Source organism: Leifsonia poae (assembly GCF_027921845.1).
GTDB lineage: Bacteria > Actinomycetota > Actinomycetes > Actinomycetales > Microbacteriaceae > Leifsonia > Leifsonia poae.
Map to the genome: position 1 here is coordinate 683,898 of NZ_BSEN01000015.1, position 16,242 is coordinate 700,139.

Sequence of the window (16,242 nt, forward strand, 5' to 3'; positions counted from 1 at the left end):
GCGCTGCCGCCCGCACGCGGTGAAAACGAAAAGACCCCGACCGGTGGCTTCCCGGTCGGGGTCTCTTCTCTTTTTGCGCGCGAGCGCTGATGTCGGCGCGCGCTCGGGGTCAGACGGAACGGATCGCGACGACGGCGTTGTGGCCGCCGAAGCCGAACGAGTTGCTGATCGCGAGCTGCGGGCCGCTGCCGAGCGGCTGAGCGGTGCCAGAGACGCTGAGCGGGATCGCGGGGTCGAGCTCGGTGATGTTGATCGTCGGCGGCGCGACCCGGTCGCGCAGCGCGAGGATCGTGAACACGGCCTCCAGGGCACCCGTGCCACCGAGGAGGTGACCGGTCGACGCCTTGGTCGCGGAGACGGGGATCTCGGCGATCCGCTCGCCGAACACCTCCCGGAGAGCCGTGTACTCGGCGGGGTCTCCCACCGGTGTGCTCGTCGCGTGAGCGTTGATGTGCGTGACCTCGTCGGCCGTCGCCCCCGCCTGGGCGAGCGCCAGGTTGACCGCGCGGATGGCTCCACGGCCCTGAGGGTCGTTCGCCGTGATGTGGTACGAATCGGCGGTGACGCCGCCGCCGACGATCTCGGCGTAGATCTTCGCGCCGCGGGCGAGCGCGTGCTCTTCGGTCTCGAGCACGAGGCTCGCCGCGCCCTCGCCCATGACGAACCCGTCACGGTCGACGCTGTACGGCCGCGATGCGGAGCCAGGGTCGTCGTTCCGCTTCGACAGCGCCTGCATCGACGCGAAGGACGCCATAGTGATCGGATGGATCGCCGACTCGGTTCCGCCGGCGATGATCACGTCGGCCAGTCCGGCCTGAAGGTTGTTGTAGGCGTTGACCAGCGACTCGGTGCTGGACGCGCACGCGGAGGCGACGGTGTGCGCGAAGGCGCGCGCCTCGAAGTGCATCGAGACCGCAGCAGAAGCGGCGTTCGGCATCAGCATCGGCACGGTCAGCGGCATCACGCGGCGCGGCCCGCGCTCACGCAGCGTGTCCCAGGCGTCGAGGAGTGTCCACAGTCCGCCGATGCCGGTGGCGTAGTCGACGCCGAGCCGTTCGGGAGCGACGTCGGGGGAACCCGCGTCGGCCCACGCCTCCATTGCGGAGATGAGTGCGAACTGGCTGGACGGGTCGAGGCGCTTGGCGACGGGCCGTTCCAGCACTTCCTCCGGACGCACCTTGGCCTCAGCGGCGAAGGTGACGGGCAGGGCGTACTCCGCTACCCAGTCGTGCTCGAGGGTGCGGGCACCGGACACGCCGGCGAGGAGGGCGTCCCAGGTCTCCGGGACGGTGCCACCGAGCGGCGAGGAGGCGCCGATGCCGGTGACGACGATCTTCTTGGTCATTGCAACACTCTCCGTTGGTGAGAAACTCGAGACGCCGATGGCGCTCTCGATCACGGGCGGGCCGATCCGGCGGCGCCGGACCGGCCGCGACCGCGATGGAAGTTCTTCGTGCGGTACTAGGCCTGTGCCTTGACGATGAACTCGACGGCGTCACCGACGGTCTTGAGGTTCTTGACCTCTTCGTCAGGGATCTTCACGTCGAACTTGTCCTCGGCGTTGACCACAATGGTCATCATCGAGATGGAGTCGATGTCGAGGTCGTCGGTGAACGACTTGTCCAGCTCAACCGTGTCGGTCGCGATGCCGGTCTCGTCGTTGATGAGCTCGGCCAGGCCGGCAAGAACTTCTTCGGTGGACAATGCCATGGTGTTATCTCCTTGAGGGGGGTGTCGTTTGACCGTTGTTTAGTTTAGGGCAGCACGACGACCTGCGCGCCGAACACCAGCCCGGCGCCGAAGCCGATCTGGAGCGCGAGGCCGCCGCTGAGCTCGGGATTCTCCTCGAGCAGGCGGTGCGTGGCGAGCGGGATGGACGCCGCGGACGTGTTTCCGGTGGTCTCGATGTCACGGGCGATCGCGACGGTGTCGGGAAGCTTGAGCTGCTTCGCGAACTCGTCGACGATGCGCATGTTCGCCTGGTGCGGGATGAACGCTGCGAGCTGGTCGCTCGTGACACCCGCCGCATCCAGGGCCTGCTTCGCGACCTTGGCCATCTCCCAGACCGCCCAGCGGAAGACCGTCTGGCCCTCCTGCCGGAGCGTCGGCCATTCGGCCGCACCGTCGCGGAAGTCGACGAGCGTTCCGTTCATGCCGACCGCGTCGGCCTTGGAGCCGTCGGACCCCCAGATGGTCTTGGAGATGCCGGGGTACTCGCTCGGCCCCACTACGACCGCGCCTGCACCGTCGCCCAGGAGGAACGAGATGCTGCGGTCGGTGGGGTCGACGACGTCGGAGAGCTTCTCGGCGCCGACGACGAGCACGTAGTGCGCGACGCCCGTGCGGATGAGCGCGTCGGCCTGGGCGATGCCGTAGGTGTAGCCGGCGCAGGCCGCGTTCATGTCGTAGGCGGCCGCCGGGTTGGCCCCGACGCGGTCCGCGAGCACGGCGGCGAGCGAGGGCGTCTGGCGGGAGTTGCTGATGGTGGCGACGATGACGGCGTCGATCAGCGCGGGGTCGACCCCGGACTTCGCGATGGCTTCACGGGATGCGTCGGTGGCCAGGTCGACCGCCAGCACGTCGTGGCTCGCACGGGTGCGGGTGATGATGCCGGTGCGCTGCCGGATCCACTCGTCGGACGAGTTGATCGGGCCGATGAGGTCGTCGTTCGGCACGACCACGTCGCCGCGGGCGGCACCGACGGACAGGATGCGCGTGTACTGGGGCCCGTGGGCCTGCTGCAGGGTGGGGTGGGTCAACGCGTCTCCTTAGGCGGCCTGGTCGATGAGGTCGAATGCGGCGGGCAGGTCGTCCGGCGTCTTGATCGCGACGGACGGTACACCCTTCAGGCCGCGCTTCGCGAGACCGACGAGGGCGCCGGCCGGGGCGACCTCGATGATCCCCGTGACGCCGGCCGCCTGGAACGATTCCATGCAGAGGTCCCAGCGCACCGGCGAGGAGACCTGACCGACCAGCAGGTCGACGAAAGCGGCACCGCTGGTGACGCGCGAACCGTCGTTGTTCGTCCAGATCGGCAGCGTCGGGTCGGAAGTGGCGAGCGTCGAGGCGAACTCCCGGAGGTGCGCGACGGCGGGCTCCATGTAGCGGGTGTGGAAGGCACCGGCGACCTGAAGCGGGATCACCCGGGCGCGCGCCGGCGGGTTCTCGCTCAACTTCGCGAGCCCCTCGAGTGAGCCTGCGACCACGATCTGGCCGCCGCCGTTGTAGTTGGCGGGGGAGAGCCCGTACTCGTCGAGCTTCGCGAGCAGTTCCGTCTCGTCGGCGCCGTTGACGGCGCTCATCCCGGTCGGGGTCTCGGCGGCAGCGCGTGCCATGGCCGCACCCCGTTCGCGCACGAACGCGACGGCGTCGTTCTCGCTCAGGATGCCGGCGCCGGCGGCGGCGGTCAGCTCGCCGACCGAGTGCCCGGCGATGCCGCCGACGCGGTCGCGGCGGCCGTCGGCGAACAGAGCGGACAGGGTGAGGAGCCCGGCCGAGACGATCAGGGGCTGCGCGACGGCGGTGTCCTTGATGGTGTCGGCGTCACTGGTGGTTCCGTGGGCGATGAGGTCGATGCCGACGGAGTCCGAGATGGCGCCCAGCTGGTCGCGGAACGACGACTCCGTGAGCCAGGGGTCGAGGAATCCGGGGGTCTGGGAGCCCTGCCCAGGGCACACGATGACAATCACGAGTTCTAGTCTGCCAATCCTCCGCTGAGCGGATGTGTCGAACGGGTACGAAGTATTCCGGAATGCTTGTGCGGATGTCTACTAACCGATGTCCGCTGGGAGACGGCGTCAGGGGCGGCGTGGCGCATCCGGCTCGTTGATGGAGCCGACGATCAGCGCCGCCTGCAGGATGAGCGCCTCGCGGGCGCCGGTGGCGTCCCAGCCGATCACTTCCGAGACGCGCTTGAGACGGTACCGCACGGTGTTCGGGTGGACGAACAGCTCCCTGGCGGTCGCCTCGAGGGAGCGGCCGTTGTCGAGGTAGCACCACAGGGTGGTGAGCAGCTCGGTCGAGTGCGCCTGCAACGGGCGGTAGATGCGGTTGATCAGTGTCGCCCTGGCGAGGCCGTCACCGGCCAGCGCCCGCTCGGGGAGCAGATCGTCGGCGTGCACCGGGCGCGGGCAGTTGCGCCAGGCCTTCGCCACGGCGAAGCCGGCCAGCGCCGCCTTCGCGCTCTTGGACGCGTCGACCAGGCTCGGCACCTCGTGCCCGAGCACCAGGTGGCCGGCGCCGAAGCCCGGCTCCAGCTGGGTGGCGATCTCGAGGAAGCTCACGATGGGGGAGGCGCCGACGGTCTCGCCGTACTGTTCCTCCGGCGTGGCGTTGCTCGGCCATGCCCGGCCGATCACGAGCACGAGCCGGCTGCCCTGCACCCCGATCAGCACATCCGCCGACATGTGCCGCGCCGTGCGGCGCAGCTGGTCGACGTCGAGCATCTTGGGCGCCGTTCCGACCAGCACGCTGACCTCGCCGTGACCGTGCCATCCGAGCGCCGCGATGCGGCTGGGCAGCTCGTCGTCGTACTCGCCGGTCAGGATGCTGTCGACCACGAGCGCTTCGAGGCGCGCGTCCCAGAGGCCCCTGGCCTCCGCGGCGCGGGCGTAGACGTCCGCGGCACCGAAGGCGATCTCCCGCGAGTAGAGCAGGATCGCCTCGCGCAACGGCTCGCTGCCGTGCTTGACGCGGTCCTCCACGACCTCCACCGTCACCTTGATGAGCTGCAGCGTCTGCTGCAGGCTCACCGAGCGCAGGAGCTCGCGGGGTGCAGCGCCGAACACGTCGGCGGCGATCCACGGCGTCGACCGCGGGTCGTCGAACCACGAGATGAACGACGAGATGCCGGCCTGGGCGACCAACCCCACCGCGGACCGCCGCCCAGGGGGCATGTCGCGGTACCACGGCAGGGTGTCTTCGAGTCGCTTGAGCGTAGCGGTGGCCAGCTCACCCGAGATCTTGCGCAGCCAGGTGAGCGTCTCCGCTTTCGTCATCTCCGCCGGCTTCTTCGGCACAGGTGTCTTCGGCACGGTGGTGCGTTCGCGCGTCAGCTCTCGCCGCCGGCGGTTCCGGTGGTGCCCGCGTTCACGTCGTGCAGCAGGTACTTCTCGATCGCCCGGGCGGGGGCATCCGCGTCGACCTGGCCGCGAGCGGCGAGCAGTTCGAGGGTGCGGACGACCATCGAAGGGCCGTCGATCTTGAAGAACCGGCGCGCAGCGGCGCGAGTGTCCGAGAAGCCGAAGCCGTCGGCGCCGAGCGTCGCGAACTCGCCGGGCACGAACTGACGGATCTGGTCGGGCACCGCGTGCATGTAGTCCGTCACGGCGACGAACGGGCCTTCTGCGCCCTCCAGCTTGCGGGTGACGTACGGCACCTGCGTGTCCTGCTGCGGGTAGAGGAAGTTGTGCTCCTCGGCCGCGAGGCCGTCGCGACGCAGCTCGGACCACGAGGTCACCGACCAGACATCGGCCGAGACACCCCAGTCCTGCGCGAGCAGGTGCTGCGCCTCGAGCGCCCACGGCACGGAGACACCCGACGCGAGCAGCTGCGCCTTCGGTCCGACGACGTCGTTCCCGCGGAGCTTGTAGATGCCGCGGACGATCCCGTCGACGTCGACGCCCTCCGGCTCGGCCGGCTGCACGATCGGCTCGTTGTAGACCGTCAGGTAGTACATGACGTTCGGGTTCGGGTGCGACTCGCCGTACATCCGCTCGAGACCGTTGCGCACGATGTGCCCGATCTCATAGCCGTAGGCCGGGTCGTACGAGACGACGGCCGGATTCGTCGCCGACAGCACGAGGGAGTGCCCGTCAGCGTGCTGCAGTCCCTCGCCCGTGAGCGTGGTGCGGCCTGCGGTCGCGCCGATCATGAAGCCGCGGGCCATCTGGTCCCCGGCGGCCCAGATGGCGTCACCGGTGCGCTGGAAGCCGAACATCGAGTAGAAGACGTACACAGGGATGAGCGGCTCGCCCTGCGTGGCGTACGACGTGGCGACGTTGGTGAACGCAGCGAGCGCTCCCGCCTCGTTGATGCCGACGTGGATGATCTGGCCCTGCGGGCTCTCCTTGTAGGCCAGGAGCAGCTCGCGGTCGACCGACGTGTAGTGCTGGCCGTTCGGGTTGTAGATCTTGGCGTTCGGGAAGAACGCGTCCATGCCGAACGTGCGCGCCTCATCCGGGATGATCGGCACGATGCGGTGACCGAAGTCCTTCGAGCGCAGCAGGTCCTTGAGCAGCCGGACGAACGCCATGGTGGTGGCGATCTCCTGCGTGCCCGAGCCCTTCTTGGCGATGGCGTAGGCCGAGTCGTCAGGCAGGTTCAGCTGCGTGTACTTGGTGCGGCGCTCCGGCACGTAACCGCCGAGGGCGCGACGCCGGTCGTGCAGGTACTGGATGGCCTCGTCGTCCGGACCCGGGTTGTAGTACGGCGGGAGGTACGGGTTCTCCTCGAGCTGAGCATCCGATACCGGGATGCGCATCGCGTCGCGGAAGGTCTTGAGGTTGTCTAGCGTCATCTTCTTCATCTGGTGGGTCGCGTTGCGGCCCTCGAAGCTCGGACCCAGGCCGTAGCCCTTGATGGTCTTGGCGATGATGACGGTGGGCTGGCCCTTGTGCTCGACAGCGGCCTTGAACGCGGCGTAGACCTTGCGGTAGTCGTGACCGCCGCGCTTGAGGTTCCAGACCTGGTCGTCGGAGTAGTCCTTGACGAGCTCCAGGGTGCGCGGGTCGCGACCGAAGAAGTTCTCGCGCACGTAGGCGCCGTTCTCCGTCTTGTAGGTCTGGTAGTCGCCGTCCGGCGTCTGGTTCATCAGGTTGACGAGCGCGCCGTCGGCGTCGCGGGCGAGCAGGTCGTCCCACTCGCGGCCCCAGATGACCTTGATGACGTTCCAGCCGGCGCCGCGGAAGTAGCTCTCCAGCTCCTGGATGATCTTGCCGTTGCCGCGCACCGGGCCGTCGAGGCGCTGGAGGTTGGCGTTGATGACGAACGTGAGGTTGTCGAGCTTCTCGTTCGCCGCCACCTGCAGCTGACCGCGGCTCTCGACCTCGTCCATCTCGCCGTCGCCGAGGAAGGCCCAGACGTGCTGGTCGCTCGCGTCTTTGATGCCGCGGTTGGTGAGGTACTGGTTGAGCTGCGCCTGGTAGATCGCGTTGATCGGGCCGAGACCCATCGACACGGTCGGGAACTGCCAGAACTCCGGCATGAGGCGCGGGTGCGGGTACGACGAGAGACCGCCGCCCGCGTGCGACTTCTCCTGGCGGAACCCGTCGAGCTGGTCTGCACTGAGGCGACCCTCGAGGAAGGCGCGGGCGTAGGTGCCGGGGGAGGCGTGGCCCTGGATGAAGATCTGGTCTCCGCCGCCCGGGTGGTCCTGGCCGCGGAAGAAGTGGTTGAAGCCGACCTCGTACAGCGCTGCGCTCGACGCGTAGGTCGAGATGTGGCCGCCGACAGCGATGCCGGGGCGCTGAGCACGGTGCACCAGGATGGCCGCGTTCCAGCGGATCCAGGCGCGGTACCGGCGCTCGATGTCCTCGTCGCCGGGGAACTCCGGCTCGTTCTCGGGCGAGATGGTGTTGATGTAGTCCGTCGTCGGGACCATCGGAACACCGAGGTGCAGTTCTTTGGAGCGCTTGAGCAGGCTCAGCATGATTTCACGAGCGCGCTCGTGTCCATGGGCCGCAACCAGTGCGTCGAGGGATTCCTGCCATTCGGCGGTCTCCTCCGGGTCCGAATCGATGTGATTCACCGAGTACGGGTCCTGGTCGTTTACAGTCACCCTCGACCTCTTTCTTGTGTCGGATAGATCGTGTGAGGCGCCGGACGCTGTCGGGTTACGACAACCGCGAAGGCACCATCCGCAAGCCTAGCCTCACTGAGACGCAGGTGTTGACAGCCACCTTGGTCTTGCCTCGCGGGAGGTCTAAGCTGTGTCCTCGTGCGCCGAATCAGGATCGAGCATCCCGGCGCTGAAAGGAACACACCATGGCTCTGGAGAACGACACCCAGGCACCCGACTTCGAGCTCCTCAACCAGTTCGGCGAGAGCATCCGGCTGAGCGACTACCGCGGAAAGCGCGCCGTCGCGCTCGTCTTCTTCCCGCTCGCGTTCTCGGGAACCTGCACCGGGGAGCTCTGCGCACTTCGCGACAACCTCGCTCTGTTCAAGGACCACGCGGTGGAGCTGATCGGCATCTCGGTCGACTCGAAGTTCACCCTGCGCGCGTGGGCGGAGCAGGAGGGCTACGACTTCACGCTGCTCGCCGATTTCTGGCCGCACGGCCAGATCGCTAAGGAGTACGGCGTGTTCCTGCAGGAGAAGGGCTTCGCGAACCGCGCGACGTTCGTCATCGACGAGTCCGGCATCATCAGGGCGTCGTTCATCACCGCTCCCGGCGAGGCCAGGTCGCTCGAGGCGTACCGCGCCGCACTGGAGCTGCTGCCCGCGCACGTCGGCTGACCCCGGTAAGCTGGACGGACCGCTTCGGCAGTCTTTCGCCGCTTCCGCGGCATCAGGGCCTTTAGCTCAGCTGGTAGAGCGCCACGTTTACACCGTGGATGTCGTCGGTTCGATCCCGGCAGGGCCCACCACTACTCCACCTCGCACCGCTTCGGCGCTTCACCGCTGGCTCGCCCGGAGCAGCACACTGCCGACCGCATCCCAGAACGCGACCCGCGCCTTCTCCGTGGCTTGAGCAGCCGCACCCTCCGGCAGTGCGATGGGGAGGCCCGGCGGCACCGTCATCGCGTGCACCGACCGGGGTGCGCGGATCACCTGATCGCCGACGCGAGCGCCGCGGGCGCGCAGAGCCGCATCCATCCACGCGCACGCGTTCGGCAAGACCTCGTCGCGACCGGCGCAGGCGAACACGGCTGGACCATCGATGGCCGCCAGCGGGAACACCCGCGACTGATCGATGCGCGAGGCGCTCCTCTGGCACAGGGTGCGTTCGCCGTTCTCGGACACCGGGGGCACGGCCGCCCCGCGCATGCACAATGGCGCCGTGGCGCCACCGGCGGCGAACACGCCCTCAATGCGATCGTTGAACCTGGTCGCCGCCCAGAGCGCAAGCTGCGCCGACTGCGACGTGCCGTAGGTGAAGATCCGGGTCGAGTCCACCTCCGGCCGACGGTCGAGCCAGTCCAGCACGGCGGCCACCGTGGTGGCCTCGATCACGTTGGCCGTCTGCACGCCGGTGAAGGCGCGCCGCACCGGGAGCACGAAGACCGCGGCGCCGAACTGCGTCAGCAGCGGTGCGATGTAGTCGGACGAGACGCCAACAGCCGGATCGTCGAACACGATGACGACGGGCCCCTGCGGTCGCTCCGCAGAGCGGGCCTGGAAGTACGCGCCGACCGGGATCACCCCTCCGATCGAGAGCTGCGGCGGATGCTCCTCGCCGGCAGCAGCGGCGGCCCGCTCGATGTCGAGGGATCCGACCGTCATCGGGTCGGCGTTCGCGCCCGGCCCGTCGAGCGAGAACGCACGGCTCGCCACGACGCGCCCTCCGTCTCGGGCCTCCAGCACCACCGACACGGTCGAACGCATCCAGAGCGGCATCAGCTCCGAGGGATCGACAGCCGGACCGCGCAGCGACCAGAACAGCCCAGCGGAGTCCGCTTCGGTGAAGGCGGCCTGCTGCGGCCGTGCGGTGGCCAGGTCGACCGTGCCCGACGGCGGCACCGTGTACGTCGCGGCCGAATGCCAGCGGCCGAACTCCGACCGCATCGACGCCGAGAGGCGCAGGCGCCTTCCCGGCTCGACCCCGGTGAGCACCAGGGGAACCGGCCACAGGATGGTCGTGTAGTGGATGAGCGGGGGCGTGACGAAGCGCGGGCCGGCGCCGGTGCCCGCGCGCGTCGTGCATCCGGCGAGCGCGGCGGCAGCGATCAGGCCGCAGGCGACGAGGAACGCCGCCCGCTGGGTGAGCCGCTGCCATCGCATGGCTTCGCCGTCATCCTCACGGGCCGCCCGACACCGGGTGGACGTTCTCACGGACGGAGATCATGCAGCTCACTCCTCAGCGCACCTGCCGGGAACCAGAACTGACGATCAGCGTGCGGCTCTCCCGACACGTGATGATGTCCTCAGTATGACCCCGGGGTGCCCGGCACGAAAGGTGCCGTCGCGGCCTACCGCGGCCGTCGTCACCAGCGGATAATCGCAGATATGCCGGGCTCAGCAGCGGTGCTCAATGCGCTGGCGGACGGCCGTACAGCCTTCGCCGAACGCCGGTGGGAGGACGCGTTCGGTCTTCTCGCCATCGCCGACCAGGAACGCCGTCTCGGTATCGGCGATCTCGAGCGTTACGCGCGGAGCGCCTCGCTGACGGCCCGCGACGACGAGGCGTTCGCGCTCTTGGAGCGCGGGTACGTGCAATGCCTCGACGAGGGCGACGAACGGCGCGCGGCGAACTGCGCCTTCTGGATCGGCTTCCGTCTCTCGTCGCTGGGGGAGCGGCCGCGAGCGGAGGCATGGCTGTGGCGCGCCTCCGACCTCGCCGACCGGCTGGGCGACTGCGCGGTGAGCGGTTACGTGAAGATCCCGCAGATCCATCGCGAACTGCTGAAGCGCCGGCCCGATGCCGCGCATCTCCTCGCGGTCGAGGCGGCGGCATGCGGCGACCGGTTCGGCGAGGCCGACCTCTCCGCCCTCGCCCGGCAACTCGACGGCCGCGCGCTGATCGAGCTGGGTCAGGTCGATGCGGGCATCCGGATGCTCGACGAAGCGATGCTCGTGGCCACCACCGGCCCCGTGTCCGAGCTCGGGCGCGGCCTCGTCTACTGCGCGGTCATCGGATGCTGCCAACGTGTCCTGGCCGTCGACCGCGCCAGGGAGTGGTCGGCCGTGCTCGACGACTGGTGCCGGTCCCAGACGCAGCTCGGCATCTTCAACGGCACGTGCCGCGTGCACCGGGCGGAGCTGCTGGAGTTCGGCGGCGACTGGCCCGCCGCCCTGGCCGAGGCGGGACTCGTGACATCGGGCATGAAGGTCGAGAGACGCGAACGTGCCGCTGCGACGTACGAAGAGGCGGAGATCCACCGGCTGCGCGGTGAGCGAGCCGAAGCGCAGTCGCTCTACGAGTCCGCCGCTGCGCTCGGCGCCGACCCGCAACCCGGACTTGCGCTGCTGCACCTGCAGTATGACGACCTCGAGCACGCGATGGGAGGCATCCGTCGTGCGCTCGGCACCTCGTCGAGCGCTCTGGGGCGCGTCCGATTCCTCCCGGCCTTCGTCGAGATCGCTCTCGCGACCGGCGACCGGACCGACGCAGGCGACGCGACCGAGGCCGTGGATGAGCTCGAACGGATCGCGGCCGCCTACGACACACCCGTGCTGGGCGCGCTGGCGGTGGAGGCCCGCGGCCGGCTGCTGCTGGCGTCGGAGCAGGCCGGGCGCATCCCGCACGCTGTGGCGGCGCTGTCGACCGCGCTCGAGGCCTGGCTCGAACTCGACGCTCCGTATCGGGCGGCCCGGGTGCGCGTGGTGCTCGCCGACGGATTCGATCGGCTCGGCGACGACGAGGGCGCTCACCTGCACCGGCAGGCGGCCGCGGCAGTATTCGCCGCACTCGGCGCCGCACCCGGCCGCGAGCGGCGCACCGGCGACCACGCGGACACCGCATCGCGTGGCCCGCTCAGCGACCGCGAGTTGCAGGTGCTGCGGTTGGCGACGACCGGCTTGACGAACAAGGAGATCGCCACCGAGCTCGTACTCAGCAGGCGCACGGTCGACCGTCACATGAGCAACATCCTGGCCCGGCTCGGCGTGCCGTCCCGTGCCGCGGCGACCGCCTATGCCTACGAGCACGGCCTGGTCGCGGGCTGACGCCACGCCAGCGGGTGTGCTCGGGCACACGGAGCGCTCAACGGGATTGGGTACGAATACCCATCCTGCCGCCGACGCCTGGAGCATTGTGCCGAAGCGTCGACCGGAGGTGCGTGCCTACGGTTCAGACATGAACAGCACCCAACACGTCGACACCCTCGTCATCGGCGGCGGCCAGGCCGGACTCGCCGTCTCCTACCAGCTGCAGCAGCGGGGCATCCCGCATCTGGTGCTCGACGCGGCGCCGCGCATCGGCGATGCGTGGCGCACCCGCTGGGACAGCCTCCGGCTGTTCACCCCCGCCCGCTACGACGGGCTCGACGGGATGCCGTTCCCCGGCCCGCCCGACGCCTGGCCGACCAAAGACCAGATGGCCGACTACCTGGCGTCGTACGCCGAGCGCTTCCACCTGCCCGTCGAGAGCGGGCACCGCGTCGACGCGCTCCGTGCCGCGCCCGACGGCGACGGGTACCTCGTCGTGTCCGGCGACGAGTCCTTCCAGGCGCGTTGCGTGGTCGTCGCGATGTCGAACTACCAGGTGCCTCGGATTCCGGCGTTCGCGGACGACCTGAGCCAGGGCATCCGGCAGCTGCACGCCGCCGAGTACCGCAACCCGGAGCAATTGCTCCCCGGAACGGTGCTGCTCGTGGGGGCAGGCAACTCCGGCGCCGAGATCGCCAAAGACCTCGCCGCCACGCATCCCGTCGTCGTCGCCGGCCCAAGCACGGGGGAGGTTCCCGGCTCGGCGACGAGCTTCGTGAGCAGGCACATCGTCGTGCACGTGCTCAACCGGTTGGTGTTCCCGCGCATCATGTCCGTCGACACACCCATCGGCCGTCGCGCCCGGCCGCGCATCATGAGCAAAGGGGTGCCCCTGATCCGGGTGAAGTCGCGTGAACTCGCGCGCCTGGGGGTGCGCCGCACGGGTCGCGTGACGGGTGTCGACCACGGGCGCCCCGTGGTGGATGGTGAGCCGCTTGACGTCGCCGATGTCGTCTGGTGCACGGGCTTCAGCGCGGGCTTCGACTGGATCCGGCTGCCCGTGCTCGACGACGCGACGGGGGAGCCGGTGCACGACCGCGGTGTCGTCCCGGGCGCGCCGGGCCTCTTCTTCGTCGGACTCCACTTCCTCACATCGATGTCGTCGGCGATGGTGCACGGCGTCGGCCGCGACGCGGCACGGATCGCCGGCCTCGTCGCATCCACGTCGCTGGGGGAGCCCGCGCAGGCTCTCGCCGTCGTGCGCACCACCGCCCCCTGACACCGGATGACGGTGGTCGCGCGTAGCCTGGCCCGAGCGCGACCGCAGCGGGCGGCCGCTCGATCGGAGAGGTGCCGTGCCGGAGAGCGTCGAGCAGTGGTGGGCGCGCCGGCAGTGGACCAAGGCGCTCGACACCCCCTACGTGATCGGCCAGTACCGCGCGGAGTGGGAGCGCTATCCGGTGCTGATCCGCCAGTACCACCCGGACCTCAATCACGGGGTGGTGCTCACCCAGATCCCACCGGCCGCCGACGTCTATCTCGTCTGGGAGTGCGACGCCGGTCATCGTTTCGTCGCGACACCGGCGGAGCAGCGAGCGCGGCCGGCTGGCTCCCGCCGTCGGTCGACGTGGTGTCCCGAGTGCACCGCGCTGGCGACCGCACGCCGGGTGGTCACCCCGTCTCCGGATGCCGGCACGTACGTCTGCGGCCACGCACGTGATCCACGCTGGATCGAGAACGACCCGGATGACGACCGCTGCTATCTCTGCCGCCGCCTCGACCGGGAGACGCTGACCCGCGAACAGCTCGTCACCATGGCGGCGCCCCGGTCGCGCGTCGAGGTCTCGCAGGCGACGAACACCGGCGGCCGCTTCGCCTGGCAGTGCGAGCACGGGCATCCGTCGTACGAGGCGACGATCGAGAAGATCCTCGGCGGCCGCCGCTGCCCGGTGTGCCGACACGCTCGCGCCGGCGCCGATGCGGTGCCGGTCGGCGATGCGTTCGTGAGCCGCTGGGCGCCGGCGCCGGCCTCCGCGGCCGAGCCGGAGCTCCGTCGCCGCCTCGGCGAGCGCCTCGAGGTCGACCTCGGGAACAACGCCGTGCGCGTCGCCCGTCCGTTCTTCTCCCACCTCGAGGTGTGGCCCGACATCATCATCCCCGAGCTCCGTGTCGCGATCGAGTACGACACCACCGGGCGCGACGGACTCGAGCACGTCGGACGCCGCGAGGACACGGATAAGCGCAAGGACCGGCTGCTGCGCGGGGTCGGCTGGGAGGTGGTGCGCATCCGGTGCGGCAAGCTGCGCCCGATCGGGCCTTTCGATCTCACCGCCTCCGGCGTGACGAACGCGCTCGTCGACCGCATCGTCGACCGGCTGGGCGAGATCCGCGGCGAGCTCATCGTCGGCGCCTATCGCCGCTGAATTCTGCACTCGTGCAGCGCGATCGGCCGTGAGTACTCTGAGACCAGATCCGTTCACGAGGAGGAGAGCATCATGGTTTCACGGTTGAATCCCTACCTGAACTTCCGCAATTCCGCTCGGGAGGCGATGACTTTCTATCAGTCGGTCTTCGGTGGCGAACTCACGACGTCGACCTTCGCCGAGTTCAACGTCAGCACCGATCCGGCCGAGGCCGACCTGATCATGCACTCGCAGCTGGAGACCGACGCCGGCTACACGCTGATGGCCGCGGATGTTCCCGCGCACATGGAGTTCTCGCCGGGTTCGGCCATCTCGGTGTCACTGAGCGGCGACGACGAGGCTCAGCTCACCGGCTACTGGGAGAAGCTGATCGACGGCGGCACGGTGCTCGAGCCGCTTTCGAAGGCGCCCTGGGGCGACAGCTTCGGCATGGCGGTCGACCGCTTCGGCATCCAGTGGCTGGTCAACATCGCAGGCACACCGCAGGGGTGATCCGCTCTGACCGACGCGTCCGTCTCCCCGGTGCTGGCCGGGGTCTATCCCGGCCAGTCGGTCGCCGTCGTGCTCGAAGCGGCCACGCTGGCGAAGGAGCTGCACCGGCCGCTCCTCTGCGCCTACGTCGCGATCGACACCTACCTCGCCGACTGGGAGAGCGGGGACCGGCGCAACGCCGAGTCCCTGTATCCCGGCGATCTGGGACCGGCGGATGACAGGATCGCGTTGGATCTCGCCGCTTCGATCGCGCAGACCCTGAACCGCATGGAGCCGCTCGAACACGGTTGGTCCCTGCGGGTGCTCGCGGGCGACCCGGGCCACGTGCTGAAGATCGCCGCCGACGAGGTGGCTGCCCGCCTGATCGTGGTCGGCACGCACGGCTCTGGCGCGGCGCACGTGGTCGAGGCGTGGCTGTCCGGCTCGGTCGCTGCGCACCTGAGCCGCGCGACGACCCGACCCGTCGTCGTGGTCCCGGTCGCCCACGAGGAACGGGGCGCGGAGAAGCTCGGTCGATCACCTGTGTGACGGCCCCTGTGCCGTGGACTCAGGCGAAGTGCTGGGCGATGAACGCCAGCTGGCTCGGCGCGACGCGGCGCCAATACGCACTGTCGTGGCCACCGGCGGTGAACCCTCCCGCCGGATTCGGCGAGAGACTGTCCGCGTAGTCGCGGGCGGCCTCGTAGAAGCCGTCCCCGGTACCGCAGTCGATCCGCACCGGAATGCCGGCGAGCTCGCGCTGCCGCCCGAACACCGTGTTCGCCGCGAAGTCGGCTGGGTCGTCGAAGGCGCCGCGTGCCGTCTCGCCTGCGTGATGCCAGAGCGCCGGGCTCTCGGCGGCCACGGCCGCCACTCTCGACGGTCCGAGTCGTCCGGCCAGCCGCAGCGCTCCGTAGCCGCCCATCGACCATCCCATCAGCCCGATCCGGTCCGTCGTCAGGCCCTGGGCGGCGAGGAGCGGCACGAACTCGTCGGTCACCATCGCGCCGGCGTCCTCTCCGCTCGCGCGGCGATGCCAGTAGGTGTTGCCGCCTTCCACCGCGGCGACCGCGAACGGGGCCGCACCGCGCTGCACCGCTTGGGCGAGAAAGCGGTCGAGACCTTGGCCAGATCCGAACGACGACCGGTGATCGCCCGAGTAGCCGTGCAGCACGATGAGCACCGGGAGCGTGTTACCTGCCCTCGATCCAGGCGGGTAGCTCACCGCCACCCGCACTCGGCACCGAGGCGGGCTGCCGACCGGAACGTGCCCGACGTCATCGGTCCCGGCTCCACCGACGGGATGGTCCCTGCCGCGCCGTCGAGTCCGAACACCCGGTTGAAGGTGGAGCGACCGGGGAGCAGGCGGTTCTCGATCGCGACGGGTACCCCGACGCCGGCGACGACCACCGCGGCCGCTGCCGCGCCGCCGATGACGAGCGCCCGCCGAGAGATCCGCCGACGACCCGGCTGGTCGGCCCGCTCGGCCTGCTCGGGCTGCCCTGTTTGCGCGCGCGTCTCGTCGTCGCTCACCGTTCCG

The 16,242-nt window shown here is 69.6% G+C and carries 15 protein-coding genes and 1 tRNA gene; 7 read left to right on the forward strand and 9 right to left on the reverse strand.

Features of this window, described 5'->3' with window-relative positions:
* Positions 1–109 precede the first annotated feature (109 nt).
* The 6 genes from PKE84_RS18020 to aceE all read right to left on the reverse strand — a co-directional run bounded on the left by PKE84_RS18020 (position 110) and on the right by aceE (position 7,777).
* Positions 110–1,345, reverse strand: a complete 1,236-nt coding sequence (locus PKE84_RS18020; RefSeq protein ID WP_271178623.1) for a beta-ketoacyl-[acyl-carrier-protein] synthase family protein — start codon at positions 1,343–1,345, stop codon at positions 110–112.
* A 116-nt stretch (positions 1,346–1,461) separates the two neighbouring features.
* A complete protein-coding gene (locus PKE84_RS18025; protein ID WP_271178624.1) occupies positions 1,462–1,710 on the reverse strand; it encodes an acyl carrier protein in 249 nt (82 codons plus the stop codon).
* 44 nt (positions 1,711–1,754) lie between these two features.
* The gene (locus PKE84_RS18030; RefSeq protein WP_271178625.1) at positions 1,755–2,759 is read right to left on the reverse strand and encodes a beta-ketoacyl-ACP synthase III; all 1,005 of its coding nucleotides are present in this window, start codon (positions 2,757–2,759) and stop codon (positions 1,755–1,757) included.
* 9 nt (positions 2,760–2,768) lie between these two features.
* A complete protein-coding gene (locus PKE84_RS18035; RefSeq protein WP_271178626.1) occupies positions 2,769–3,689 on the reverse strand; it encodes an ACP S-malonyltransferase in 921 nt (306 codons plus the stop codon).
* A 108-nt stretch (positions 3,690–3,797) separates the two neighbouring features.
* Positions 3,798–4,997, reverse strand: coding sequence for a PucR family transcriptional regulator (locus tag PKE84_RS18040; RefSeq protein ID WP_271178942.1), 1,200 nt, complete (start codon positions 4,995–4,997; stop codon positions 3,798–3,800).
* A gap of 53 nt (positions 4,998–5,050) precedes the next feature.
* On the reverse strand, positions 5,051–7,777 hold the full coding sequence (gene aceE, locus PKE84_RS18045) for a pyruvate dehydrogenase (acetyl-transferring), homodimeric type (protein ID WP_271178627.1): 2,727 nt from the start codon (positions 7,775–7,777) through the stop codon (positions 5,051–5,053).
* Positions 7,778–7,983: 206 nt separating this feature from the next.
* Between aceE and PKE84_RS18050 the strand changes: the two genes are divergently transcribed.
* The gene (locus PKE84_RS18050) at positions 7,984–8,457 is read left to right on the forward strand and encodes a peroxiredoxin (RefSeq protein WP_271178628.1); all 474 of its coding nucleotides are present in this window, start codon (positions 7,984–7,986) and stop codon (positions 8,455–8,457) included.
* Positions 8,458–8,512: 55 nt separating this feature from the next.
* Positions 8,513–8,588: transfer RNA gene (locus PKE84_RS18055), tRNA-Val, on the forward strand.
* Between the two features lie 28 nt (positions 8,589–8,616).
* Here the strand turns inward: PKE84_RS18055 and PKE84_RS18060 are convergent.
* The gene (locus PKE84_RS18060; protein WP_271178629.1) at positions 8,617–9,942 is read right to left on the reverse strand and encodes an acyl-CoA thioesterase/bile acid-CoA:amino acid N-acyltransferase family protein; all 1,326 of its coding nucleotides are present in this window, start codon (positions 9,940–9,942) and stop codon (positions 8,617–8,619) included.
* A gap of 225 nt (positions 9,943–10,167) precedes the next feature.
* Here PKE84_RS18060 and PKE84_RS18065 point away from each other — a divergent pair, with 225 nt between their 5' ends.
* The 5 genes from PKE84_RS18065 to PKE84_RS18085 all read left to right on the forward strand — a co-directional run bounded on the left by PKE84_RS18065 (position 10,168) and on the right by PKE84_RS18085 (position 15,251).
* A complete protein-coding gene (locus PKE84_RS18065) occupies positions 10,168–11,826 on the forward strand; it encodes a LuxR C-terminal-related transcriptional regulator (RefSeq protein ID WP_271178630.1) in 1,659 nt (552 codons plus the stop codon).
* Between the two features lie 130 nt (positions 11,827–11,956).
* Positions 11,957–13,087, forward strand: coding sequence for a flavin-containing monooxygenase (locus PKE84_RS18070; protein WP_271178631.1), 1,131 nt, complete (start codon positions 11,957–11,959; stop codon positions 13,085–13,087).
* A gap of 76 nt (positions 13,088–13,163) precedes the next feature.
* The gene (locus PKE84_RS18075) at positions 13,164–14,231 is read left to right on the forward strand and encodes a putative endonuclease domain-containing protein (protein WP_271178632.1); all 1,068 of its coding nucleotides are present in this window, start codon (positions 13,164–13,166) and stop codon (positions 14,229–14,231) included.
* A gap of 72 nt (positions 14,232–14,303) precedes the next feature.
* Positions 14,304–14,723 carry a VOC family protein gene (locus PKE84_RS18080; RefSeq protein ID WP_271178633.1) on the forward strand — a complete coding sequence of 140 codons (420 nt, stop codon included), beginning with the start codon at positions 14,304–14,306 and terminating at the stop codon, positions 14,721–14,723.
* A 30-nt stretch (positions 14,724–14,753) separates the two neighbouring features.
* A complete protein-coding gene (locus PKE84_RS18085; protein WP_271178634.1) occupies positions 14,754–15,251 on the forward strand; it encodes a universal stress protein in 498 nt (165 codons plus the stop codon).
* A 19-nt stretch (positions 15,252–15,270) separates the two neighbouring features.
* Here PKE84_RS18085 and PKE84_RS18090 read toward each other — a convergent pair whose 3' ends face one another.
* Positions 15,271–15,927 carry an alpha/beta hydrolase gene (locus tag PKE84_RS18090; RefSeq protein WP_271178635.1) on the reverse strand — a complete coding sequence of 219 codons (657 nt, stop codon included), beginning with the start codon at positions 15,925–15,927 and terminating at the stop codon, positions 15,271–15,273.
* Positions 15,924–16,235 carry a hypothetical protein gene (locus tag PKE84_RS18095; protein WP_271178636.1) on the reverse strand — a complete coding sequence of 104 codons (312 nt, stop codon included), beginning with the start codon at positions 16,233–16,235 and terminating at the stop codon, positions 15,924–15,926. The genes PKE84_RS18090 and PKE84_RS18095 overlap by 4 nt, the downstream gene beginning before the upstream one ends.
* Positions 16,236–16,242 lie beyond the last annotated feature (7 nt).

Bases quoted from the DNA above. Each gene is read 5' to 3' on its own strand.
- PKE84_RS18020 (WP_271178623.1), bottom strand. From the start codon at position 1,345: ATGACCAAGAAGATCGTCGTCACCGGCATCGGCGCCTCCTCGCCGCTC.
- PKE84_RS18025 (WP_271178624.1), bottom strand. From the start codon at position 1,710: ATGGCATTGTCCACCGAAGAAGTTCTTGCCGGCCTGGCCGAGCTCATC.
- PKE84_RS18040 (WP_271178942.1), bottom strand. From the start codon at position 4,997: ATGACGAAAGCGGAGACGCTCACCTGGCTGCGCAAGATCTCGGGTGAG.
- PKE84_RS18050 (WP_271178628.1), top strand. From the start codon at position 7,984: ATGGCTCTGGAGAACGACACCCAGGCACCCGACTTCGAGCTCCTCAAC.
- PKE84_RS18060 (WP_271178629.1), bottom strand. From the start codon at position 9,942: ATGCGATGGCAGCGGCTCACCCAGCGGGCGGCGTTCCTCGTCGCCTGC.
- PKE84_RS18065 (WP_271178630.1), top strand. From the start codon at position 10,168: ATGCCGGGCTCAGCAGCGGTGCTCAATGCGCTGGCGGACGGCCGTACA.
- PKE84_RS18070 (WP_271178631.1), top strand. From the start codon at position 11,957: ATGAACAGCACCCAACACGTCGACACCCTCGTCATCGGCGGCGGCCAG.
- PKE84_RS18080 (WP_271178633.1), top strand. From the start codon at position 14,304: ATGGTTTCACGGTTGAATCCCTACCTGAACTTCCGCAATTCCGCTCGG.